Genomic DNA, 18170 nt, shown 5'->3' on the forward strand with positions numbered 1-18170 from the left:
GGCTTTGGCCGGTTTTTTTTTGCGCCTGGGTTTGTGTTTGATAAAGCAGCGTATTTCGCCCGGTAATAGCGTTATTGCTCGCCGAAACGTTACCACCAACTGCTAGCAGTAAAATGAATTGATACGGATCGTGTTGGTCTCTGCTATCTTTTAGTGAGCATAGGGAGAAAGCGCAATGACACGATTTACTCGCAAGGTTACCACACTGTTTTGCTCACTGTTGTGCTGGGCGGCAACCGCCATCACGCCAGCAATAGCCGCTGTTGATAAAAACAGTGAGCATGCCAGAACAACCTACCGGATCTATAAAACCATCGTTGAGATGGACTCCTCAAAAACGAGTGGTGGGGCGACCCCTGTTGCCCGATATCTGGCATCTGAATTTCGTCAGGCGGGGTTTGCTGATGCGGCAATAGAAGTGATCCCTGTAGAGCATACCTCAGCCCTAGTTGTAACTTATAAAGGCCGTGCTGGAAGTCAGCACCCGCCCATTCTGTTTTTGGGACACATGGATGTGGTTAAAGCTCTGGCTTCAGACTGGCAACGGGCACCCTTCACTTTATCCGAAGATAACGGTTACTTTTTTGGCCGCGGTACCCTCGACAATAAGTTTGGTGTGGCGCAGATATCTGGCGCATTCATTGCGCTCAGAAAAGCCGGTTACCTACCTGATCGGGATCTTATTATCGCGTTTTCGGGCGATGAAGAGTCGGGCATGGTGAGCACCCGTTATCTGGCCTCACGAGAAGATTTGACGAAAGCGGCGTATGCCTTAAACACCGATGCCGGTGGTGGAGTGCTATCTGGCAAAGGCAAGGCGGTGGTATATCGAGTCCAGGCGGCTGAAAAAACCTATGTTAGCTTTCAATTAGAGGTGAAAAATCCTGGTGGTCATAGCTCAAGGCCCCGTAGCGATAATGCAATATATGAACTTGCTGCAGCGCTCAGAGAAATTCAGGCCTACCGTTTTCCGGTTATGACTACCCCCATGACCCTTAACTACCTTAAACAAGCGGGGAAATTATCGGGCGGAGAGAGCGGTGAAACACTGCTGCAGTTTGCCAACGACCCGACCGATCGGGAAGCCGCTGACAAGCTGTTTAATGAGCCGGAATATGTGGGGACTACCCGCACCACCTGTGTTGCCACTATGTTGTCTGGCGGCCATGCGGAAAATGCGTTGCCGCAATCGGCCACGGCCACGGTGAACTGCCGGGTGTTTCCGGGCTCGGATGTCGAAGGGGTCAAAGCCTCGTTACAAAAAGCAATTGATAATCAAAATGTTACCATTACCACCATAACAGATTACGTTGAAAGTCCGGTATCGGAACTGCGTGAGGATGTGCTGAACGCCATTACCGGTTCGGTTTATCTACGGTACCCGGATGTGCCCATCATGCCTTACCTGGAATCCGGTGGTACCGATGGCATGCATTTTCGCCGGGCCGGCGTTCCTACCTGGGGGATAAGTGGCTTGTTTCTTAATCCGAAAGACATGTTTGCCCATGGGTTAAACGAGCGCGTACCGGTTGCAGGATTTTATGATTCCCTGACTCACTGGCCTCATATTATTAAAGCTCTGGCGGGTGAGTAACCTCTTGTAAAGCGAGCGAGATAAGGTAAAAGGATATGCTTTGCTGTGCACGACTCAAGTATAAATGCTACCGGTGGCACTGGTAATTTTAGTGGGTAATTGATACCGTTTGGCTGCTTATTATTATTCACTTTTATTTTACATGTTGAAGGTTGAGTTATGACTACCGCGAGCACCTTGTTTAAGCGCGATGAAAAAAATGGCAACGTTTGGCTAGAGAAAACAGAGTCCGGCACAGTAGAGTACATCGACAAGGGATTACAGCCCCAGGTGATGCAGTCAGAAGCGGCTGTTGGTCATGCCATGTTGGATGAACTTATAGCGGTTGCCGAGAGTAAAAAGGGCGACATTAATATTGCTTTACTGGGGGGAAGGGGCGCACAGCAATTACATAAGTTGCTTGGCGAAAAAGCGACCACCTCTGAGCTGGATGATATTCTGAGCCGTTTAAATGTATTTACTCAGGATGCCCTGGCACCCATGGCAATGGGTAACAGCCTCAGTTTTGTGCGGGATTTTGAACGTATTCTTGGCGACTCGTTTTTTCAGAAGATAAAAAGTTTCACACCGATGCAAACCGATACCGCCGATCTGGAAGCTGCGTTAACCCGCTATCTCGAAAAGCTTGAGCAGTTGGGTGGGTTGGATATCTTTTTTATTGGTCATGGGCCCGAGGCCGACGAAGCATCGCACCTGGCCTATATAAAACCTTTTTCCGGGGCTAAAGCTGAGCATATGGCCGGTTTGATACCCATTTCAAGCTCTATTTTGGAACATCACATTAGTAAATTTAAAGCGGGTGGAAGTGATATTAGCCCGACTGATGAGGCACAATGCCGTGCGGCTAAGTATATTCTGACGCTGGGGCCAGCGGCCATATTGTCGGCAGAAAAGATAGTCCAGTCGGTTGTAGATGCCGAAACCGCGCCGGCGAAAGTGAAAACTTACGCAAAGGTGTTGAATACGCCAATAAGTCAGGATAGCGCGATAGCTGAGCAACAGCTTGATGCCAATCCCGGCTTGTGGATCCGTTTGCACGACAATGTGAAATCTTTTGTGCTGCCAAACGTGATGATATAGAGCCAGTAAACAAAGCAGTGCAGGGAGCACCGTTCTGTTGGTTTAATGGAGTATAGCCGAATTGTTAGCCATAATTTGGCTGTTAACGTATGGTGTAATCAATAGAACAATAAAGGGAGAGACAGTAATTCCATACCATCTCTCCCTGCATCATTTAAAAAGCTTAGCCTGTTAAATCACTATCAGAAGCGTTTTTCAACGCTAGCATAGAAGTAACGTTTATAAGACAAAGACAAGTTGGCGAAATAATTACCCGGCTTCAGTTTTAGCTGCAAATCAACAACTGGGCATAGACCGTAGCCAATCAGATCTTATGGTTGAAAAGATAATTGAACTCTATAAAAGCGGAGTTGATGTATCGAAACAACCAACTTTCTTCGAAGCCAATCCATCGATTCGTGAGTTAGCATACTTCTTGGGAGGAGTTGCTATGGTATTTATATGCTCAATAGCTCTCTCATTCCTTTTAGGCGCCGCAGATGCGATATTTGATGCCATAGGATTAGGGGGCTTGGGGGAATTTCTGGTAAAAATGGGAGAAAAGGCGGCTGGTTTACTAATGGGGGCATTGGGCACAGCGGCATCTTCAGAAAATAGATCGATTGGCATGTTCATTGGGTGTTGGATTGGCTCGGGACTATATTATTGGTGGTTGTTTGAAAACCTTTAAGAGCCATAACAAGGCACATTCACTTGGACGTCAAAAGTGCCGCTACGCTCTCTTTTTCCTCCGGTAATTTGCAGTATTAATGTCCGTTCCTGACCAGTAGCAGAAAAAGTGAGAGTAGGAGAAGGACTGACTGAATTTTTCTACAGAGCCAGGTTTGATCGTAATCGGATAAACAGTTGCTTATTTCGATCGCTATAAGACAACAAAAAACAAACCGCAGGGGATAATGGGGCGGAGATAGGGAAACTGACTTTTAGTGGTTACATAAACAAGCCTTACTCGATGTACCGGGTAAGGCTTGTTACTTAATCTATTTCAGTGGAGTGCGTTAACGCTCTTCGTCTTCGACAATACCTATGTTCTCGGCATGCAAGCCTTTGGGGCCTTGCTGAACCTCGTAGGTTACTTCCTGACCGGCTTTTAACGATCGATAGCCTTCCATTTGTATTGTTGAGTAGTGAGCAAAAATGTCTTCGCCACCTTCCTCGGGCACAATAAATCCAAACCCTTTCGCGTTGTTAAACCATTTAACTTTGCCAACCGCCATACATCGACTTCCTCTTAATCCTTGAACTCACGGGAAACTGCCCCCACAATACAATTAAGGCATGGGACAGCTAGTCTTGTGCGTCACTCACAAAACATATTAAAACTGTAGATATTTTGACCGCATTATGCAAGTGCATTTTATTTTTTTCCGAACAAATTAATGGTAAAAAAGATAATAAATTGCTTGCAGACGCACTATGATTAAATTATGAGTAAAGGTAACGCCATTAGTATCGATAAGGAACGGCTACTCGAGCAGGAGAGGAAGAAGACTGAACCGCCTCCGATGTATAAGGTCCTATTGAATAACGATGACTACACGCCAATGGATTTCGTAGTAGAAATTCTGATGCGTTTTTTCCGGATGGATGCTGAAAAAGCAAACCAACTGATGCTGACTGTTCATTATCGGGGCAAGGCTGTATGTGGCATTTATACTGCTGAGATAGCAGAAACGAAAGTCATGCAGGTCAATCAATATGCCCGCAAGCATCAACACCCGTTGATGTGTACGATGGAACAGGCGTGAGTTATAAACCTAACAGGGGCAATGTATATGCTGAATAAAGAATTAGAGCAGACGTTAAACGAGGCTTTTGTATTCGCGAGAGAGCATCGTCATGAATTTATGACGGTGGAACACTTGCTGTTGGCCTTGTTAGATAATCCGGCTGCTCAGGAAGCCCTCAAGGCCTGTGGCGCGGATATAGATAATATCCGTGGCGAACTGGTCGAGTTTGTGAAGGACACCACACCGTTAATCCTGGACGACCAGGCGAGCGATCGCGAAACCCAGCCTACGTTAGGATTTCAACGCGTATTGCAACGCGCCGTCTTCCACGTACAGTCGTCAGGTAAAGAAGAAGTCACCGGTGCTAATGTGCTGGTTGCGATTTTCAGCGAACAGGAAAGTCAGGCCGTTTATATCCTCAAAAAGTCGGATGTGACCCGCCTCGACGTCGTTAACTTTATTAGCCATGGCGTGAGTAAGGCCGAAGACGAAGCGCCTGAATCCAATGAAGCCAGTGAAGAAACAGCCGAAGGCGATGAATCCGGCTCGGCACTGGCTAAATATGCTACCAATCTTAACCGTCAGGCGCAGGAAGGTAAAATCGACCCGTTAATCGGCCGTGATACCGAACTGGAGCGGACCATACAGATTTTATGTCGACGCCGCAAAAATAACCCGCTATTGGTGGGTGAAGCCGGCGTAGGTAAAACGGCGATTGCCGAAGGCCTGGCGTATCGTATCGTTGAAAATCAAGTACCTGAAGTCATTGAAGAGTGTACCGTTTACTCTCTGGACTTGGGTGGCTTACTGGCCGGTACCAAATACCGTGGAGACTTTGAAAAACGTCTGAAAGGCATTTTAAAAGAGCTCTCCCGGGATAAAAACGCGATCCTGTTTATTGATGAGATCCACACCATTATTGGTGCCGGTGCGGCATCAGGTGGTGTGATGGATGCCTCTAACCTGCTCAAACCAAAACTGAGCTCAGGCGAGTTACGTTGTATCGGTTCAACCACTTATCAGGAATATCAGGGCATATTCGAAAAAGATCGGGCGCTGGCACGTCGCTTCCAGAAAGTTGATGTGGCCGAGCCAAGTGTGACCGACACCACGAAGATCCTTCAGGGGCTGAAGTCGCGCTATGAAGAGCATCACAGCGTACGCTTCACGCAAAAGGCCCTGCAGGCAGCGGCAGAGTTGTCGGCAAAATACATTAATGAGCGTCACTTACCCGACAAAGCTATCGACGTTATGGACGAAGCCGGTGCCAGCCAGCGCCTGTTACCCCAGTCTAAGCGCAAGAAAGTGATCAACGTTGGTGAGATTGAGCAAATCATCGCCAAGATGGCGCGTATTCCGGAAAAATCGGTGTCTGCGTCAGACAAAGAAGTGCTTAAGAACCTGGGCCGCAACCTGAAGATGGTAGTGTTCGGTCAGGACAAAGCCATTGAGTCGCTGTCTGATGCGATACACCTGTCCCGTGCGGGGCTTGGTACCGAAGAGAAACCTATTGGGTCATTCCTGTTCGCTGGTCCTACTGGCGTGGGTAAAACCGAAGTCACACAGCAGTTAGCCAAAATTATGGGTGTTGAACTGGTGCGTTTTGATATGTCTGAGTACATGGAGCGTCACGCAGTAAGCCGCCTGATAGGGGCGCCTCCTGGCTATGTGGGTTTCGACCAGGGTGGGCTGTTGACTGATGCGGTAATCAAACACCCGTATTCAGTGGTCCTGCTGGATGAAATCGAGAAAGCGCACAGCGATATTTATAATATTCTGCTGCAGGTCATGGACCACGGTACGCTAACCGATAACAACGGGCGTAAAGTGGACTTCAGAAACGTGGTGCTGGTGATGACAACCAACGCTGGTGTACAGGAAACCATCCGTACGTCGATTGGCTTCAAACAGCAGGATCACAGTCACGATGCCATGAGCGAAATTAATAAGATCTTTTCGCCGGAATTCAGAAACCGTCTCGACTCGATTATCTGGTTTAATCATCTGGATACGGATGTCATTCTGCAGGTGGTCGATAAGTTTATTATTGAGCTTCAGGCCCAATTAGATACGAAAGGCGTGTCCCTTGAAGTATCACCAGCGGCAAGGGCGCATCTGGCCGAAAAAGGCTACGACAAGTCCATGGGCGCGCGTCCTATGTCACGGCTTATTCAGGAGTCACTCAAGAAAGAACTGGCTAACGAGTTGTTGTTTGGTAAGTTAAGCAACGGTGGTGATGTCAGAGTCGATTTGGAAGATGATAAACTGGTGTTTGTTTATAATTCTGAAGACCAGCCTGAATCGGCGACTGAGTCCAGTGACTAAATCTGGAATTATCAGCTTCTAACAAAAAACCCGAACACTTGGTTCGGGTTTTTTTATGCTTATCACATTATCGCGTAAGCTGGCGTATGCCGGAATGAATTAACGAGCACGATAGACAATACGACCTTTAGTCAGGTCATAGGGTGTCATTTCCACAGTTACTTTGTCGCCGGTCAGAATGCGGATATAGTTTTTACGCATTTTTCCAGAGATATGCGCAGTCACTACGTGACCGTTTTCTAATTCAACACGGAACATGGTATTCGGCAGGGTATCCAGTACCGTACCTTCCATTTCAATACAATCTTCTTTCGCCATCTAAAGCAATAACCTCAATTAATCACAAATTTTTCGCCGCGCAGACATTAACCAATTCATAGATATAAGTAAAGGATTAAATAAGCTTATTAGCTAATTGCTGTGGCTAGCGGAGAAAATCGATCAGCAAATCGTTCTGACGGTCAGCGATCTCTGTCACCTGTTGTGCATTTTCAAAGCGCTGCCACTGATGATTGATATATCGTTCGTGGGGTAAAAAGCGGTTTTTGTAGTTCATTTTATTGCAATCATCAATCTGATAGCCCAAATACAGGTAGTGCCTGTTTTGCGCCTGCGTATGATAAATTTGCTGCAGGATCATCCAGGTACCCAAAGAACGATGATGGTAATCCGGGTCGTAGAACGTATACATGGCTGAAAAGCCGTCAATATTGTCGTTGCTATCGATAATATCGGTTACCGCTACCGCAATCAGCTTGTCACCATCGTAGGCCTCTACGAATAGCGGCGAGTTCCATTCACAGGTCAGAAAGCTTTCAAATTGCGCTGGATTTGGCGGGTACATGGTACCGTCTGCGTGACGCTCGGTGATGTAGCGTTCGTACAGCGGGTAATACGCTGCGTTGGTTTGAGAGGCGGTGTGGGTGGTTAATGATTTATTTTTATTGAGTAATCGTCGCTGACTACGTGACGGCGTAAACTCGGCCACCGGCAGGCGGATAGAGTGACAGGCTGTACACTGCTGGCAATAGGGGCGGTACACCTGGTCGCCGCTGCGTCTGAATCCGGCTTGTATAAGCTGCGGATAGTGCACTGCACAATCAGTATGGCTGCCCACATACACCAGTAACTGCTCTTCTTGATCAGGCAGGTAACTGCAGTCGAATGTTTGGGTAATGCCAAATTTCATGGGGTTATTCACTTAAGTCTTGAGCGCACCAGGTACGTTGATAATCTGAACAAATATAACCGTCCTGATCAAGTGTTTGGTTATTGCGCGACAATCGCGAGATAAAGGCTTCCCGTTCAATACTGATAGCCCCCAGGCTCATCAGGTGCTCGGTAGGCATCTGACAGTCAATAAAATCGCCGCCATGACACTGCATGTGCTTCACCAGAAACGCCAGAGCGAGTTTTGAGGTATTGGGCAGGCGGTGAAACATTGACTCGCCGCAAAATACTCTGCCAACGGCCACGCCGTATAGACCACCTACCAGTTCATCATCTTTCCAGACTTCAACAGAATGGGCCAGGCCCAGTTCATGCAACGATTGATAAGCGGCGATCATTTCCGCAGTGATCCAGGTGGATGTCTGGCCATACTGAATGCGTGGGATATGGGCGCATTGGTCTATGACGGCGGCAAAGTCTCTATTCAGGGTCACCCGGTAGGTTTGTTTGCGCATCAGTTTACGCAGGCTTGAGCTGGCGCGAAACGTGTCGAGCGGGATAATCGCGCGCGGAGAAGGGCTCCACCACAACAATGGTTCGCCTTCACTGAACCAGGGGAATATTCCCTGACTGTAAGCGGTCAATAATCTGCCTGGCGATAAGTCGGCGCCGTAAGCGAGTAAGCCATTGGGCTCATCCAGTGCATGTTCGACCGGAGGAAAAGGGCTGTCAGGGTCTAAATAGGGCAGGGTAATCATGCTGTGAGCATGCCTGACGGCGGCTATCCAGCCACCGCCAGTCGTCAGGATTACTCCTGAGCGTCCAGGAAACGCTCCGCATCCAGTGCTGCCATACAACCGGTGCCGGCTGATGTGATAGCCTGGCGGTAGATATGATCAGACACATCACCCGCAGCAAATACACCGGGTACGCTGGTTTGTGTAGCCATCCCGTTAGTACCGCTGTTTACTGTGATGTAACCGTCTTTCATATCCAGCTCACCGTCGAAAATGTCGGTGTTAGGCTTATGGCCAATGGCAACAAACAGGCCCATTACGTCGAGGTCTTCAGTCGCATCAGAGTCGGTAGCTTTGATGCGCACGCCGGTGACGCCCATTTCGTCGCCAAGGACTTCGTCGAGGGTACGGTTAAGGTGCAGTACCACGTTGCCATTTTCCGCTTTATCCAACAGACGGTCAGCCAGAATTTTTTCACTGCGGAAACTGTCGCGGCGGTGAATCACATGCACTTCTGAAGCGATGTTAGACAGGTACAGAGCTTCTTCAACCGCGGTGTTACCGCCGCCAATAACCGCTACTTTTTGATTGCGATAGAAAAATCCGTCACAGGTTGCACAAGCAGAAACGCCTTTACCCATAAATGCCTGTTCAGAAGGCATGCCAAGGTATTTAGCCGATGCTCCAGTGGCAATAATCAGGGCATCGCAAGTGTAGGTGCCGCTATCACCGTACAGCGTAAACGGACGCTTGCTTAAATCAGTCTTGTTGATATGGTCAAAAATGATATCGGTATTGAACTTCTCGGCATGTTGTTGCATACGAACCATTAAATCAGGGCCGGTAAGACCTTCCGGATCGCCAGGCCAGTTCTCTACTTCGGTGGTAGTGGTTAGCTGTCCACCCTGTTGCATACCCGTAATCAGTGTCGGGGACAGGTTTGCACGGGCTGCATAAACAGCGGCGGTGTAACCAGCCGGGCCAGAACCAAGAATGAGTAGACGAACGTGTCTGCTTTCTGCCATGTTTTTCTCCAGTTAACGCCTGACGCAGCAGTACGCGACAAGCACATCGTATTGGTTAATGCGTTGGGTGAAAGAGTCTTTGTAATATCAGTGCACCGAATTAAACTGGCACTTATACGCAGTTGCGTATGCTACAGATTACCTGTCACCCTGCAATCATAAGTTATTATGAGTCATTGTGCGGTCGAATCGAATACTTTCAATACCCGGGTGTGATATTATCTTAAAAGCAGTGCGGAAATTCACGGTTAAATAAACCATTTTCGACATTCCGGACTATTATTAGTAAACAGGCACCAGGTCTTGCTACGGTAAAGCCACCAAAATCCGCGGTTTCCACTCACGAGGTTCACTATGGCCCAGTCAGTTACCAACATGCTTAAAGATGGTCAGGAATACATGAAAACCTGGCCTTTACGTCGCGAGCTGTATACCTTGTTCCCGGATTGCAGGGTAGTGGCCGCTACCCGGTTTGCAGTGCGCTTTATGCCGCCAGTGGCCGTTTTAGCCTGCGCCACCTTGCTTAATACCCTCGGTACCGACTATTTGCCCCAGGCACTTGCTGTGGGCGCATTCTTTCTGAGTATGCCTATGCAGGGGTTACTGTGGTTAGGCAAACGCTCTAACGAGAAACTGCCACCGCAATTGAGCCATTGGTATCAGGAAGTGTTAACCAAAATGCGGGATCAGGGGTGTTCAGTACAAAAACCAAAGCATGAGCCCCGTTACCGCGAGCTAGCGCGTTTACTGAAAACCGCATTCGAAGATTTAGACAAAGCCTTTACCCGCCAGTGGTTTTAAGCTGCCGGTTTAATTCCAATCTGCATAGAACCTGCCTGCACTGGCGGCACTGATACTGCCGCTGGCCGCGTACCACGGCGTTATGCCGGCGGATACTCAACTCAACGTCTCCACAGCCACAGCGATAGCGTACGCTGGGAATATTCAGCGGTGATAAATCAAATTCATGGCGGGTTTCGGGAGCGCAGTTAAACACCTCCTGCATCATGGCCTGCCATTCCTTACCGTGGGGTTTTACCCGCCCGTACAACTGATAAACCAACAGGTGGCTGACCTCATGGGGCAGCACGTCGGAAAAGTAAGCTTGCTGATTGTGAGCAAACAATACCGGATGAAGATTTATCCGGTTTTGCTGCAAAAACGCGGTGCCTGCATGGCGGCCACTGCGTCTGAAGGTCAGAGTGGGGCGTACGAACGTTCGCCTGAAATAGCTATCCGCCTCGAGGTATAACGCCTCGAGACGGTCATTGAGTAACTGCTTATCGCTGGCGGATATCAATGGTTATCCATCACCCGGCAGCGCACACAGAGGGTGTAAATGTTCTGTGGATCGTTGAGCGATGAAATCAGATCAACCTGGGCCATCGTTTCGCGGACCAACCCGGTTAAAACATTATTGCTGTCAATCAGATTGAGCTTGAGGCCATAAATCACAGCCTGACCAAAAAACTCCTTCCAGAACAGTTCTTTTTCAGACAGCTTACGGGTAACGTAAACGGTATCGTAATCGTTTACACCGGCCAGTTCCGCCGCCGCTGTAACGGCATTTTCCAGCGTACCCAGTTCATCCACCAGGCCGATATCCAGTGCATCGGTACCAATCCACACCCGGCCCTGGGCGATTTCATCTACCGCACTGACATCCATACCGCGCTCGCTGGCAACCAGCGTTAAAAATTCACTGTACTTACTTTCGATGCTGCGCTGAATAATCTGCTTATACATCGGATCAATACCGCGCAGGGTTGAAAATCCGGCCATTTCAGTGGTTGCTACGCCGTCGGTATCCACACCAATATAGTCGGCCACATCTTCAAAGGTTGCTAAGGCCGCGAACACACCAATGGAACCCGTAATGGTACTTGGGCTGGCGAAAATCTTGTCGGCAGAGGCAGAAATCCAATACCCACCGGAAGCCGCATAAGTATTCATAGAGGCGACGACAGGCTTACCGGCACTGCGCAGGTTGAGCACTTCCTGACGAATAATTTCCGAAGCTGATGCGCTGCCGCCGGGGGAGTCTACCTGTAAGACTACCGCTTTAACCTGATCATCAAGACGGGCCTGACGAAGCAATTCAGCAGTGCTGTTACCACCAATATTACCGGCTCGTTGTTCACCATCCATGATGGTACCTTTAGCCACCACTACTGCAATCTTATCGCCCTGGCGCATTGCCATCGGCATTGGCGGATTGATAACCCGGTTGTAATTACGGTAGGAGGTGAGTTTGAAACCAGCCCGGTTATCATCCTTACCCACCAGTGCAATGATTTCCTGGCGAATTTCTTCGCGGGTTTTCACTTCGTCTACCCAGCCTTTCTGAATAGCGTATTGCGCCGAGTTGCCACCGGCCTGCTCAAAGTTATCCAGCATTTCCTGCAGCGTTTCATCAAAGTTGTTGATGTCTACGCCGCGGGCCGCTGCCACATCCGCTTTGTATTGTTGCCAATACTGATTAAGCCAACGCTCGTTCATTTCCTTGGCCGCGTCAGACATGTCTTCGCGAATATAGGGTTCAACGGCTGACTTAAAGGTACCCACCCGGAATATGTGCATATTGACTTTAAGCTTTTCCAGCGCGCGTTTGAGATACATGCCGTAGTTGGCATAGCCGTCTATAGACACGCCGCCAATAGGGTTGAGATACACTTTGTCTGCATGGGCTGCAAGATAATACTGCGCCTGGGTGTAGTAGTCGCCTACTGCAATCACGGGCTTTTCAGACGTTTTAAAGTCGTCGATGGCCTTGGCTACGGTACGCAATTTATCCAGACCGCCGCCTTGAAACCCTTGCAGGTTCAGCACCACGGCCTTAATACGATTGTCCGCTTTGGCGTTTTCTAACACTTTAACCACATCGCGAACCAGTACTTCCGGGTTATCAGGCTCTTCATCAAAGGCTTCCTGAAGAAACTCCGAGACCGGGTCGACGGCCGTTTTCTGAATTACCAAAGCGCCATTCAGGGTAAGCATCAGGGCACTGCCGGGCGTTACCTGAGGAACACTTTCTTCGCGACTGGCAACGGCGATAATACCGATAATAATGACCAGAAACACAACATTGAAAAATAATTTTCGACAAAAATTCAGGGCGGTCCATAACCCCACAAACAGAGCTTTGGTCCAGCTTTTACTTTTTTCGGCCATATTGACTACTTACCTAATTTACACAACAGTCTAATGTTATCGATTCAAAAAATTATCGCGAGTTAATTTTGTAATGAAATGTTATTGCCGTTATCTCTGACGCTTTTTGCCGGCATTCTCTTTTGTAGATGGTGATGTACTGCCATCCAACCAGTGTTGTAGTAATTTCGCGATGGCTTTGTGCTGTTCATCAGACAGAGTCATCAGCAAGCGCCCCTGACGTTGCCTGTAATTTACCTTACTCTGGCCTTGTTGCATTAACTGAGAAAAACGGCTCATTGATTGAAAGAAATAACCTTAACTCACGGTCTTTATCGTAATTCGCATTATTGAGGTAAACCGGAGTGAGCGCAATTATCCGTAAGTTAAATACTAAATTAAATGGGATGGCGGCATCCCTGAGCGGTATTCCCTTGCTACTGACAAGGTTATACCTGGCTCCGGTGATGGCGCAGGCGGGCTGGCAGAAACTGGTTAATTTTGAGAGCACGGTAGACTGGTTTGGTAATCCGGATTACGGGTTGGGCTTACCGCTGCCATTCCTGATGGCCGGACTGGCTGCACTAAGTGAGTTTATTGGAGCTGTATTTCTGGTGTTTGGCTTTGCCACACGGTTAACCGCCATTCCGTTAATGATTACCATGATGGTGGCCATGATTACCGTTCACTGGCAGCACGGGTGGCCTGCCATCGCCGATGCCGGCAGCTGGCTGGCCGATGGTACGCTGTTAACGAATGAGTCGGTGATGGCGGCCCCTGAGAAGCTCTCTGCAGCTAAGGCTATTCTCAACGAGCACGGTTATATCGACTGGCTGACGTCCAGTGGTAACTTTGTGATCCTGAATAACGGGATAGAGTTCGCCGCTACGTATTTCATTATGCTCATGGTGCTGTTTTGCTTTGGTGGCGGACGTTATGTGAGTGTTGATTATTATCTCGCGGGGCATTTTAAGCGCTAATAAATTATGTTGCAGGGATTGCACTAAAACGACTTGTCAGTATGCTGGTCTTTTTGTGAAATAGCCCGTATCAGCACGGGTATACTCATTATTTTGCCAGAAGGAGAGCACTATGGATGCACTGGATCTTGTTATCAATCGTCGCTCACAGCCCCGATTAACCTCGCCGGCACCGGCCGGTGAGGCGTTGGATAATATTAAACGCGCAGCTTTGCGAGCGCCGGATCACGCGGCCCTTAAGCCATGGCGATTTATTGTGTGTGAGGGCGAAGGGCTCAACAAGCTCGGTGCGTTGTTTGAGCAGTCCGCTATTGATAATGATAAAACGGAGCGTGAAATTCAGCGCGCGCCGCAGTTACCCACCCGTGCGCCCATGATTATTGTGATCACAACGGCCTATCAGGAGCACGAAAAAGTGCCTCAGGTAGAACAGTTCGCCTCGGCCAGTTGTGCGGCGATGGCCATGCAAATGGCGGCTGTTGCCCAGGGCTTTCAGGGCATGTGGCGCACCGGCGAATATGCCCATTGCAATATTGTAAAAGAAGGGCTGGGTGTGTCTGCCGATAACGAAATTGTTGGCTTCTTATATCTGGGTACGCCAGCACAGGACGCCGGACCTAAGCCTGCATTAGAACCGCAAGACTACTTTACGGTATTCGCATAACGGCCACTCTGGCCCAGACATTTACACAGAAAAAGCGCCGCCGACAGGCGGCGCATTGCAAAAGGAAAAACCTAGCTATTATCCTGGTCGTTAACGATGTTCATCACACGTTGGCGAAGCACTTCATCCTGACGCACCAGCTGAGCGATAGTGGTATAGGTTTTTACCTCAAGACCCGCTTGTTCTATTTCATCCACCATCGCCTCACGTGCGTTGGTTTGCAGTTGTTGCTGTTTTTCGGTGGATTGCGCTTGCTGTAATTTAACCTCAAACGCTTTCGCGACATCTTGTACTGCATACATCGCCACGGTAAATTTTTCTAACGTTGAGTCATCAAACGGTTGTTGTTCAACAGAAGTCTGAATTTGAGTTATTGCTTTTTCGTTGTCCTGCACTTTCTGGGCTGCGTAAACCGAAGAAACTGCGCCGGTGGTAAGAGATAGCGTTAAGGCAATGAGTTTTGCAAGTGGTGTCATAATACACTCCAATTTGATGAATGACCCCATTACGGGGAATGTCATAATGTATAAAGCGAGTGCTATGCCAGGTTGTAATTCATCAATATAAACAATAGTTTATTATGTTTTTAGCGTAATTTTCCAAGCGCAGGCTGGTTATGCTTTCTAAATGTGTCGCAATTTTTCACGGTAACAGCATGCATGGCAGGCAAAATTACATGGGCATTGGCTTTAATTTTATGACAGCGCCAGTGGCAGGTGACTTTTGTTGATAATTACAAGCGCTAACAAGTCGCTTAAGCTGTAACTGGCAAGAATATGTTGGGGAGTAATGGTTGTCGGGTGCTCTGGTGATTGTTGAAAATGTTACGGGGCAGGGGATTAGATGGTTACGGAGTAGAGTTAATAGCGACGCCTGAAAACGCCATTGGCGTTTCCGGCATCAGCATATTACTCGTCTTACTCGTCTTACTCAACTACGATAATTTTTATCGCGTCAGTGGCGCCGATGGTTTCCATGCGGTCACCATGGGTCAGGATCACTATATCACCGTTCTCCACCAGGTTTTTCTCTTTCAGCAGAGCGACGACATCTTTACGCAGCTCACCTGGTGCGCTGTCGCGAGAGTCAAAGAAAACCGGTTTTACGCCACGGTATAACGCCATCAGGTTAAGCGTTTCTTCGTGACGTGACATAGCAACAATAGGCAGGGTAGTGGTGATACGCGACATCAGACGCGGCGTGCTGCCACTTTCTGTTAAGCCTACAATAGCCTTTACGCCCGGTAAGTGGTTAGCGGCATAAACGGCTGATAAAGCAATAGTCTCGTGCACTGAACCAAAGAGTTCGTCCATACGATGTTTAGAGATTTTAACGCTCGGGTGGGTTTCTGCACCTTCACAAACCCGCGCCATCGCTTTAACGGTTTCTACCGGAAAGCTGCCCGCGGCGGTTTCTGCTGACAGCATCACGGCATCGGTACCATCGAGTACGGCGTTCGCTACGTCCATCACTTCTGCACGAGTAGGCATCGGGCTTTCAATCATCGACTCCATCATCTGAGTGGCAGTAATGACTACTTTATTTAACTGACGTGAGCGGGCGATCAGCTTTTTCTGTACACCAACCAACTCGGCATCACCAATTTCAACACCCAAATCACCACGGGCAACCATTACTGCGTCAGAGGCACTGATAATGTCATCGATGGCTTCATCGGTGGCCACTGCCTCAGCACGTTCTACCTTGGCGCAAATTTTGGCTTTACAACCAGCGGCTTCAGCCAGTTCGCGGGCATAATTCAGATCTGCACCGCTGCGTGGGAAAGAAACAGCCAGATAATCTACGCCGATTTCAGCGGCAGTCAGAATGTCTCGCTTGTCTTTTTCAGTCAGTGCTTCTGCTGACAAACCACCACCGAGACGATTAATCCCTTTGTTGTTAGACAGTTTACCGCCAACCGTTACCTTAGTGAGTACCTTACGGCCCTCAACGCCGGTCACCTGAAGCTGTATGCGACCGTCATCCAGTAACAGGATATCGCCCGGGCTGACGTCGTCAGGCAGTGCCTTATAGTCGATACCAACCTGTTGTTCATTACCGGCGTCACGATCCAGTTCTGCATCCAGTACAAACGGGTCGCCTTCAGTAAGGAACACTTTATCGTTGGCAAAACGTGAAACCCGGATCTTCGGTCCTTGCAAGTCGCCTAAAATAGCAACGTATTTACCCAGTTTAGTGGCGGCAGCGCGGACACGCTTGGCGCGCTCAATGTGATCTTCGGCCTGGCCATGGGAAAAATTCATGCGTACTACGTTTGCTCCGGCGGCAATAATCGCTTCAATTTTTTCTTGCGTGTCTGTAGCAGGACCTAGTGTAGCCAGGATTTTCGTTCTTCTAGTCATGTCTGTTATCGCTTGTTAATAGTTTATGTGGGACACCCAGTGATTAAGTATAGCTGAAAATCTATTTCGTAATTTAATTACAAAATAGTAGACGAATTTGACCAAATTGTGAATGGTTGATTAAAGATTCTTTATAATGGTCTGAACAGCTGTGGCAATAAAAAGTAACACAAATGAACCGCCAGGCCCTGATGCAGCGCATTGGTGCGGGGAATGGAAGGGAATGATTGAAAAATAAAAAATTTATCAGGAATTGATAAGAAGCGGGCAGGTGAGCCTGCCCACTGTTACCGATCAGGCATCGTTGCCGCGCTTTTCAAACCGCGAACCACGCAAAGTATCTTTCACGCGCTTGAGGTTTTCACGAAATTTATTGCCGCGACGCAAGGTAAAACCGGTAGCGAGCACGTCGATAAGGGTTAGCTGAGCAATACGCGACGCCATGGGCATATACATGTCAGTGTCTTCAGGCACTTCCAGCGACAATACGTAGGTACACTCATTAGCCAGTGGACTGTCGGCCGACGTAATGCCGACCACTGTGGCATCATTGGCTTTGGCAATCTGAGCAATTTCTACCAGGCTTTTTGTTCGGCCGGTGTGTGAAAACAACATAACCACGTCGCCAGAGCTACAGTTCATGCAGCTCATGCGTTGCATCAGAATATCTTCAAAATAAACCACCGGCACATTGAAGCGGAAAAATTTATTCAGTGCATCGTGTGCCACTGACGCTGATGCGCCCAGGCCAAAGAAAGAAATACGTTGTGCCTGAGTGAGCAGGTCGACAACCCGGTTTACGGTGTTCACACAGACTGACTGACGGGCGACTTCCAGCGACGCCATAGTGGATTCGAATATCTTATTTGTATATTCGTCCGGGCCATCGTTCTCGTCTACATGCCGGTTAACGTAAGGTGTTCCGTTGGCAAGACTTTGCGCCAGGTGTAGTTTAAAATCCGGAAAGCCTTTGGTGTCAAGGCGACGACAGAATCTATTAACCGTTGGCTCGCTGACATCTGACATTTTTGCCAGAGTTGCTATACTGGAATGGATCGCCGATTGAGGATTTGCCAGTATCACTTCTGCCACCTTTCGCTCCGATTTACTGAACGCAGATTTGTGCTGTGTGATTTTCTCTAGAATATTCATATTATTTTCAATAACACTGAGTGTGAAAAGTGTGTTCTCCCAAGCGCTATACTACTGAATATGAAAGATCGTACAAGAAAAATGTAATTTATTAACATGATTTGCAGTATTTCATCTCGAAATTAATCTTCAGGGTGATCAAATGTCAGGTTCGCCGTCGGGTAACGGCAGAGCTGAAAGTTAATATTGTATGATGAGTG

Annotated in this window: 19 protein-coding genes; 8 read left to right on the forward strand and 11 right to left on the reverse strand. The window is 48.3% G+C overall.

The window, feature by feature from the left end; genetic code table 11:
• The first annotated feature begins 175 nt into the window (after positions 1–175).
• The 3 genes from AC27IB_RS06595 (at position 176) to AC27IB_RS06605 (ending at position 3344) form a co-directional block, all read left to right on the forward strand.
• The gene (locus AC27IB_RS06595; protein WP_487119749.1) at positions 176–1594 is read left to right on the forward strand and encodes a M20/M25/M40 family metallo-hydrolase; all 1419 of its coding nucleotides are present in this window, start codon (positions 176–178) and stop codon (positions 1592–1594) included.
• A 159-nt stretch (positions 1595–1753) separates the two neighbouring features.
• Complete coding sequence (locus AC27IB_RS06600) at positions 1754–2674, forward strand: 6-phosphogluconolactonase (RefSeq protein WP_487119751.1); 921 nt, start codon at positions 1754–1756, stop codon at positions 2672–2674.
• Positions 2675–2987: 313 nt separating this feature from the next.
• Positions 2988–3344, forward strand: coding sequence for a hypothetical protein (locus tag AC27IB_RS06605; protein WP_487119753.1), 357 nt, complete (start codon positions 2988–2990; stop codon positions 3342–3344).
• A gap of 328 nt (positions 3345–3672) precedes the next feature.
• Here AC27IB_RS06605 and cspD read toward each other — a convergent pair whose 3' ends face one another.
• On the reverse strand, positions 3673–3891 hold the full coding sequence (gene cspD, locus AC27IB_RS06610; RefSeq protein ID WP_070175905.1) for a cold shock domain-containing protein CspD: 219 nt from the start codon (positions 3889–3891) through the stop codon (positions 3673–3675).
• Positions 3892–4101: 210 nt separating this feature from the next.
• On the opposite strand from cspD, the gene clpS reads away from it, so the two are divergent.
• A complete protein-coding gene (clpS, locus tag AC27IB_RS06615; protein ID WP_105933968.1) occupies positions 4102–4422 on the forward strand; it encodes an ATP-dependent Clp protease adapter ClpS in 321 nt (106 codons plus the stop codon).
• A 27-nt stretch (positions 4423–4449) separates the two neighbouring features.
• Positions 4450–6729, forward strand: a complete 2280-nt coding sequence (gene clpA / locus AC27IB_RS06620) for an ATP-dependent Clp protease ATP-binding subunit ClpA (protein WP_296044316.1) — start codon at positions 4450–4452, stop codon at positions 6727–6729.
• Between the two features lie 99 nt (positions 6730–6828).
• On the opposite strand, the gene infA is transcribed toward clpA, so the two are convergent.
• From infA to trxB, 4 genes are all read right to left on the reverse strand, one after another.
• Positions 6829–7047 carry a translation initiation factor IF-1 gene (gene infA / locus AC27IB_RS06625; RefSeq protein ID WP_014949333.1) on the reverse strand — a complete coding sequence of 73 codons (219 nt, stop codon included), beginning with the start codon at positions 7045–7047 and terminating at the stop codon, positions 6829–6831.
• Positions 7048–7153: 106 nt separating this feature from the next.
• Positions 7154–7918, reverse strand: coding sequence for an arginyltransferase (locus AC27IB_RS06630; RefSeq protein WP_487119758.1), 765 nt, complete (start codon positions 7916–7918; stop codon positions 7154–7156).
• Positions 7919–7922: 4 nt separating this feature from the next.
• Positions 7923–8657, reverse strand: a complete 735-nt coding sequence (gene aat / locus AC27IB_RS06635) for a leucyl/phenylalanyl-tRNA--protein transferase (protein ID WP_487119760.1) — start codon at positions 8655–8657, stop codon at positions 7923–7925.
• A gap of 50 nt (positions 8658–8707) precedes the next feature.
• On the reverse strand, positions 8708–9661 hold the full coding sequence (trxB, locus tag AC27IB_RS06640; protein WP_296044337.1) for a thioredoxin-disulfide reductase: 954 nt from the start codon (positions 9659–9661) through the stop codon (positions 8708–8710).
• A 354-nt stretch (positions 9662–10015) separates the two neighbouring features.
• On the opposite strand from trxB, the gene yfbV reads away from it, so the two are divergent.
• Positions 10016–10462: a terminus macrodomain insulation protein YfbV gene (yfbV, locus tag AC27IB_RS06645; protein ID WP_296044339.1), complete on the forward strand. Its 447-nt coding sequence runs from the start codon at positions 10016–10018 to the stop codon at positions 10460–10462.
• Here yfbV and AC27IB_RS06650 read toward each other — a convergent pair.
• The 3 genes from AC27IB_RS06650 to AC27IB_RS06660 all read right to left on the reverse strand — a co-directional run bounded on the left by AC27IB_RS06650 (position 10443) and on the right by AC27IB_RS06660 (position 13111).
• Positions 10443–10961: a SprT family zinc-dependent metalloprotease gene (locus AC27IB_RS06650; protein ID WP_487119763.1), complete on the reverse strand. Its 519-nt coding sequence runs from the start codon at positions 10959–10961 to the stop codon at positions 10443–10445. The genes yfbV and AC27IB_RS06650 overlap by 20 nt on opposite strands.
• A complete protein-coding gene (gene sppA / locus AC27IB_RS06655) occupies positions 10958–12832 on the reverse strand; it encodes a signal peptide peptidase SppA (RefSeq protein WP_487119764.1) in 1875 nt (624 codons plus the stop codon). The genes AC27IB_RS06650 and sppA overlap by 4 nt, the downstream gene beginning before the upstream one ends.
• A 90-nt stretch (positions 12833–12922) precedes the next feature.
• Positions 12923–13111 (reverse strand): hypothetical protein, encoded by a 189-nt coding sequence (locus AC27IB_RS06660; protein WP_487119766.1) that lies wholly within the window; start codon positions 13109–13111, stop codon positions 12923–12925.
• Between the two features lie 107 nt (positions 13112–13218).
• On the opposite strand from AC27IB_RS06660, the gene AC27IB_RS06665 reads away from it, so the two are divergent.
• Positions 13219–13791 carry an HvfX family Cu-binding RiPP maturation protein gene (locus tag AC27IB_RS06665; RefSeq protein ID WP_487119976.1) on the forward strand — a complete coding sequence of 191 codons (573 nt, stop codon included), beginning with the start codon at positions 13219–13221 and terminating at the stop codon, positions 13789–13791.
• A gap of 112 nt (positions 13792–13903) precedes the next feature.
• On the forward strand, positions 13904–14455 hold the full coding sequence (locus tag AC27IB_RS06670) for an NAD(P)H nitroreductase (RefSeq protein WP_487119768.1): 552 nt from the start codon (positions 13904–13906) through the stop codon (positions 14453–14455).
• A 71-nt stretch (positions 14456–14526) separates the two neighbouring features.
• On the opposite strand, the gene AC27IB_RS06675 is transcribed toward AC27IB_RS06670, so the two are convergent.
• The 3 genes from AC27IB_RS06675 to AC27IB_RS06685 form a co-directional block, all read right to left on the reverse strand.
• Positions 14527–14931 carry a DUF4168 domain-containing protein gene (locus tag AC27IB_RS06675; protein WP_487119770.1) on the reverse strand — a complete coding sequence of 135 codons (405 nt, stop codon included), beginning with the start codon at positions 14929–14931 and terminating at the stop codon, positions 14527–14529.
• A 450-nt stretch (positions 14932–15381) separates the two neighbouring features.
• Positions 15382–16818 (reverse strand): pyruvate kinase, encoded by a 1437-nt coding sequence (gene pyk / locus AC27IB_RS06680; RefSeq protein WP_296044347.1) that lies wholly within the window; start codon positions 16816–16818, stop codon positions 15382–15384.
• Between the two features lie 294 nt (positions 16819–17112).
• Positions 17113–17970, reverse strand: a complete 858-nt coding sequence (locus AC27IB_RS06685; RefSeq protein WP_296044348.1) for a MurR/RpiR family transcriptional regulator — start codon at positions 17968–17970, stop codon at positions 17113–17115.
• Positions 17971–18170 lie beyond the last annotated feature (200 nt).

This window comes from Alteromonas sp. 4NH20-0104 (assembly GCF_057547795.1).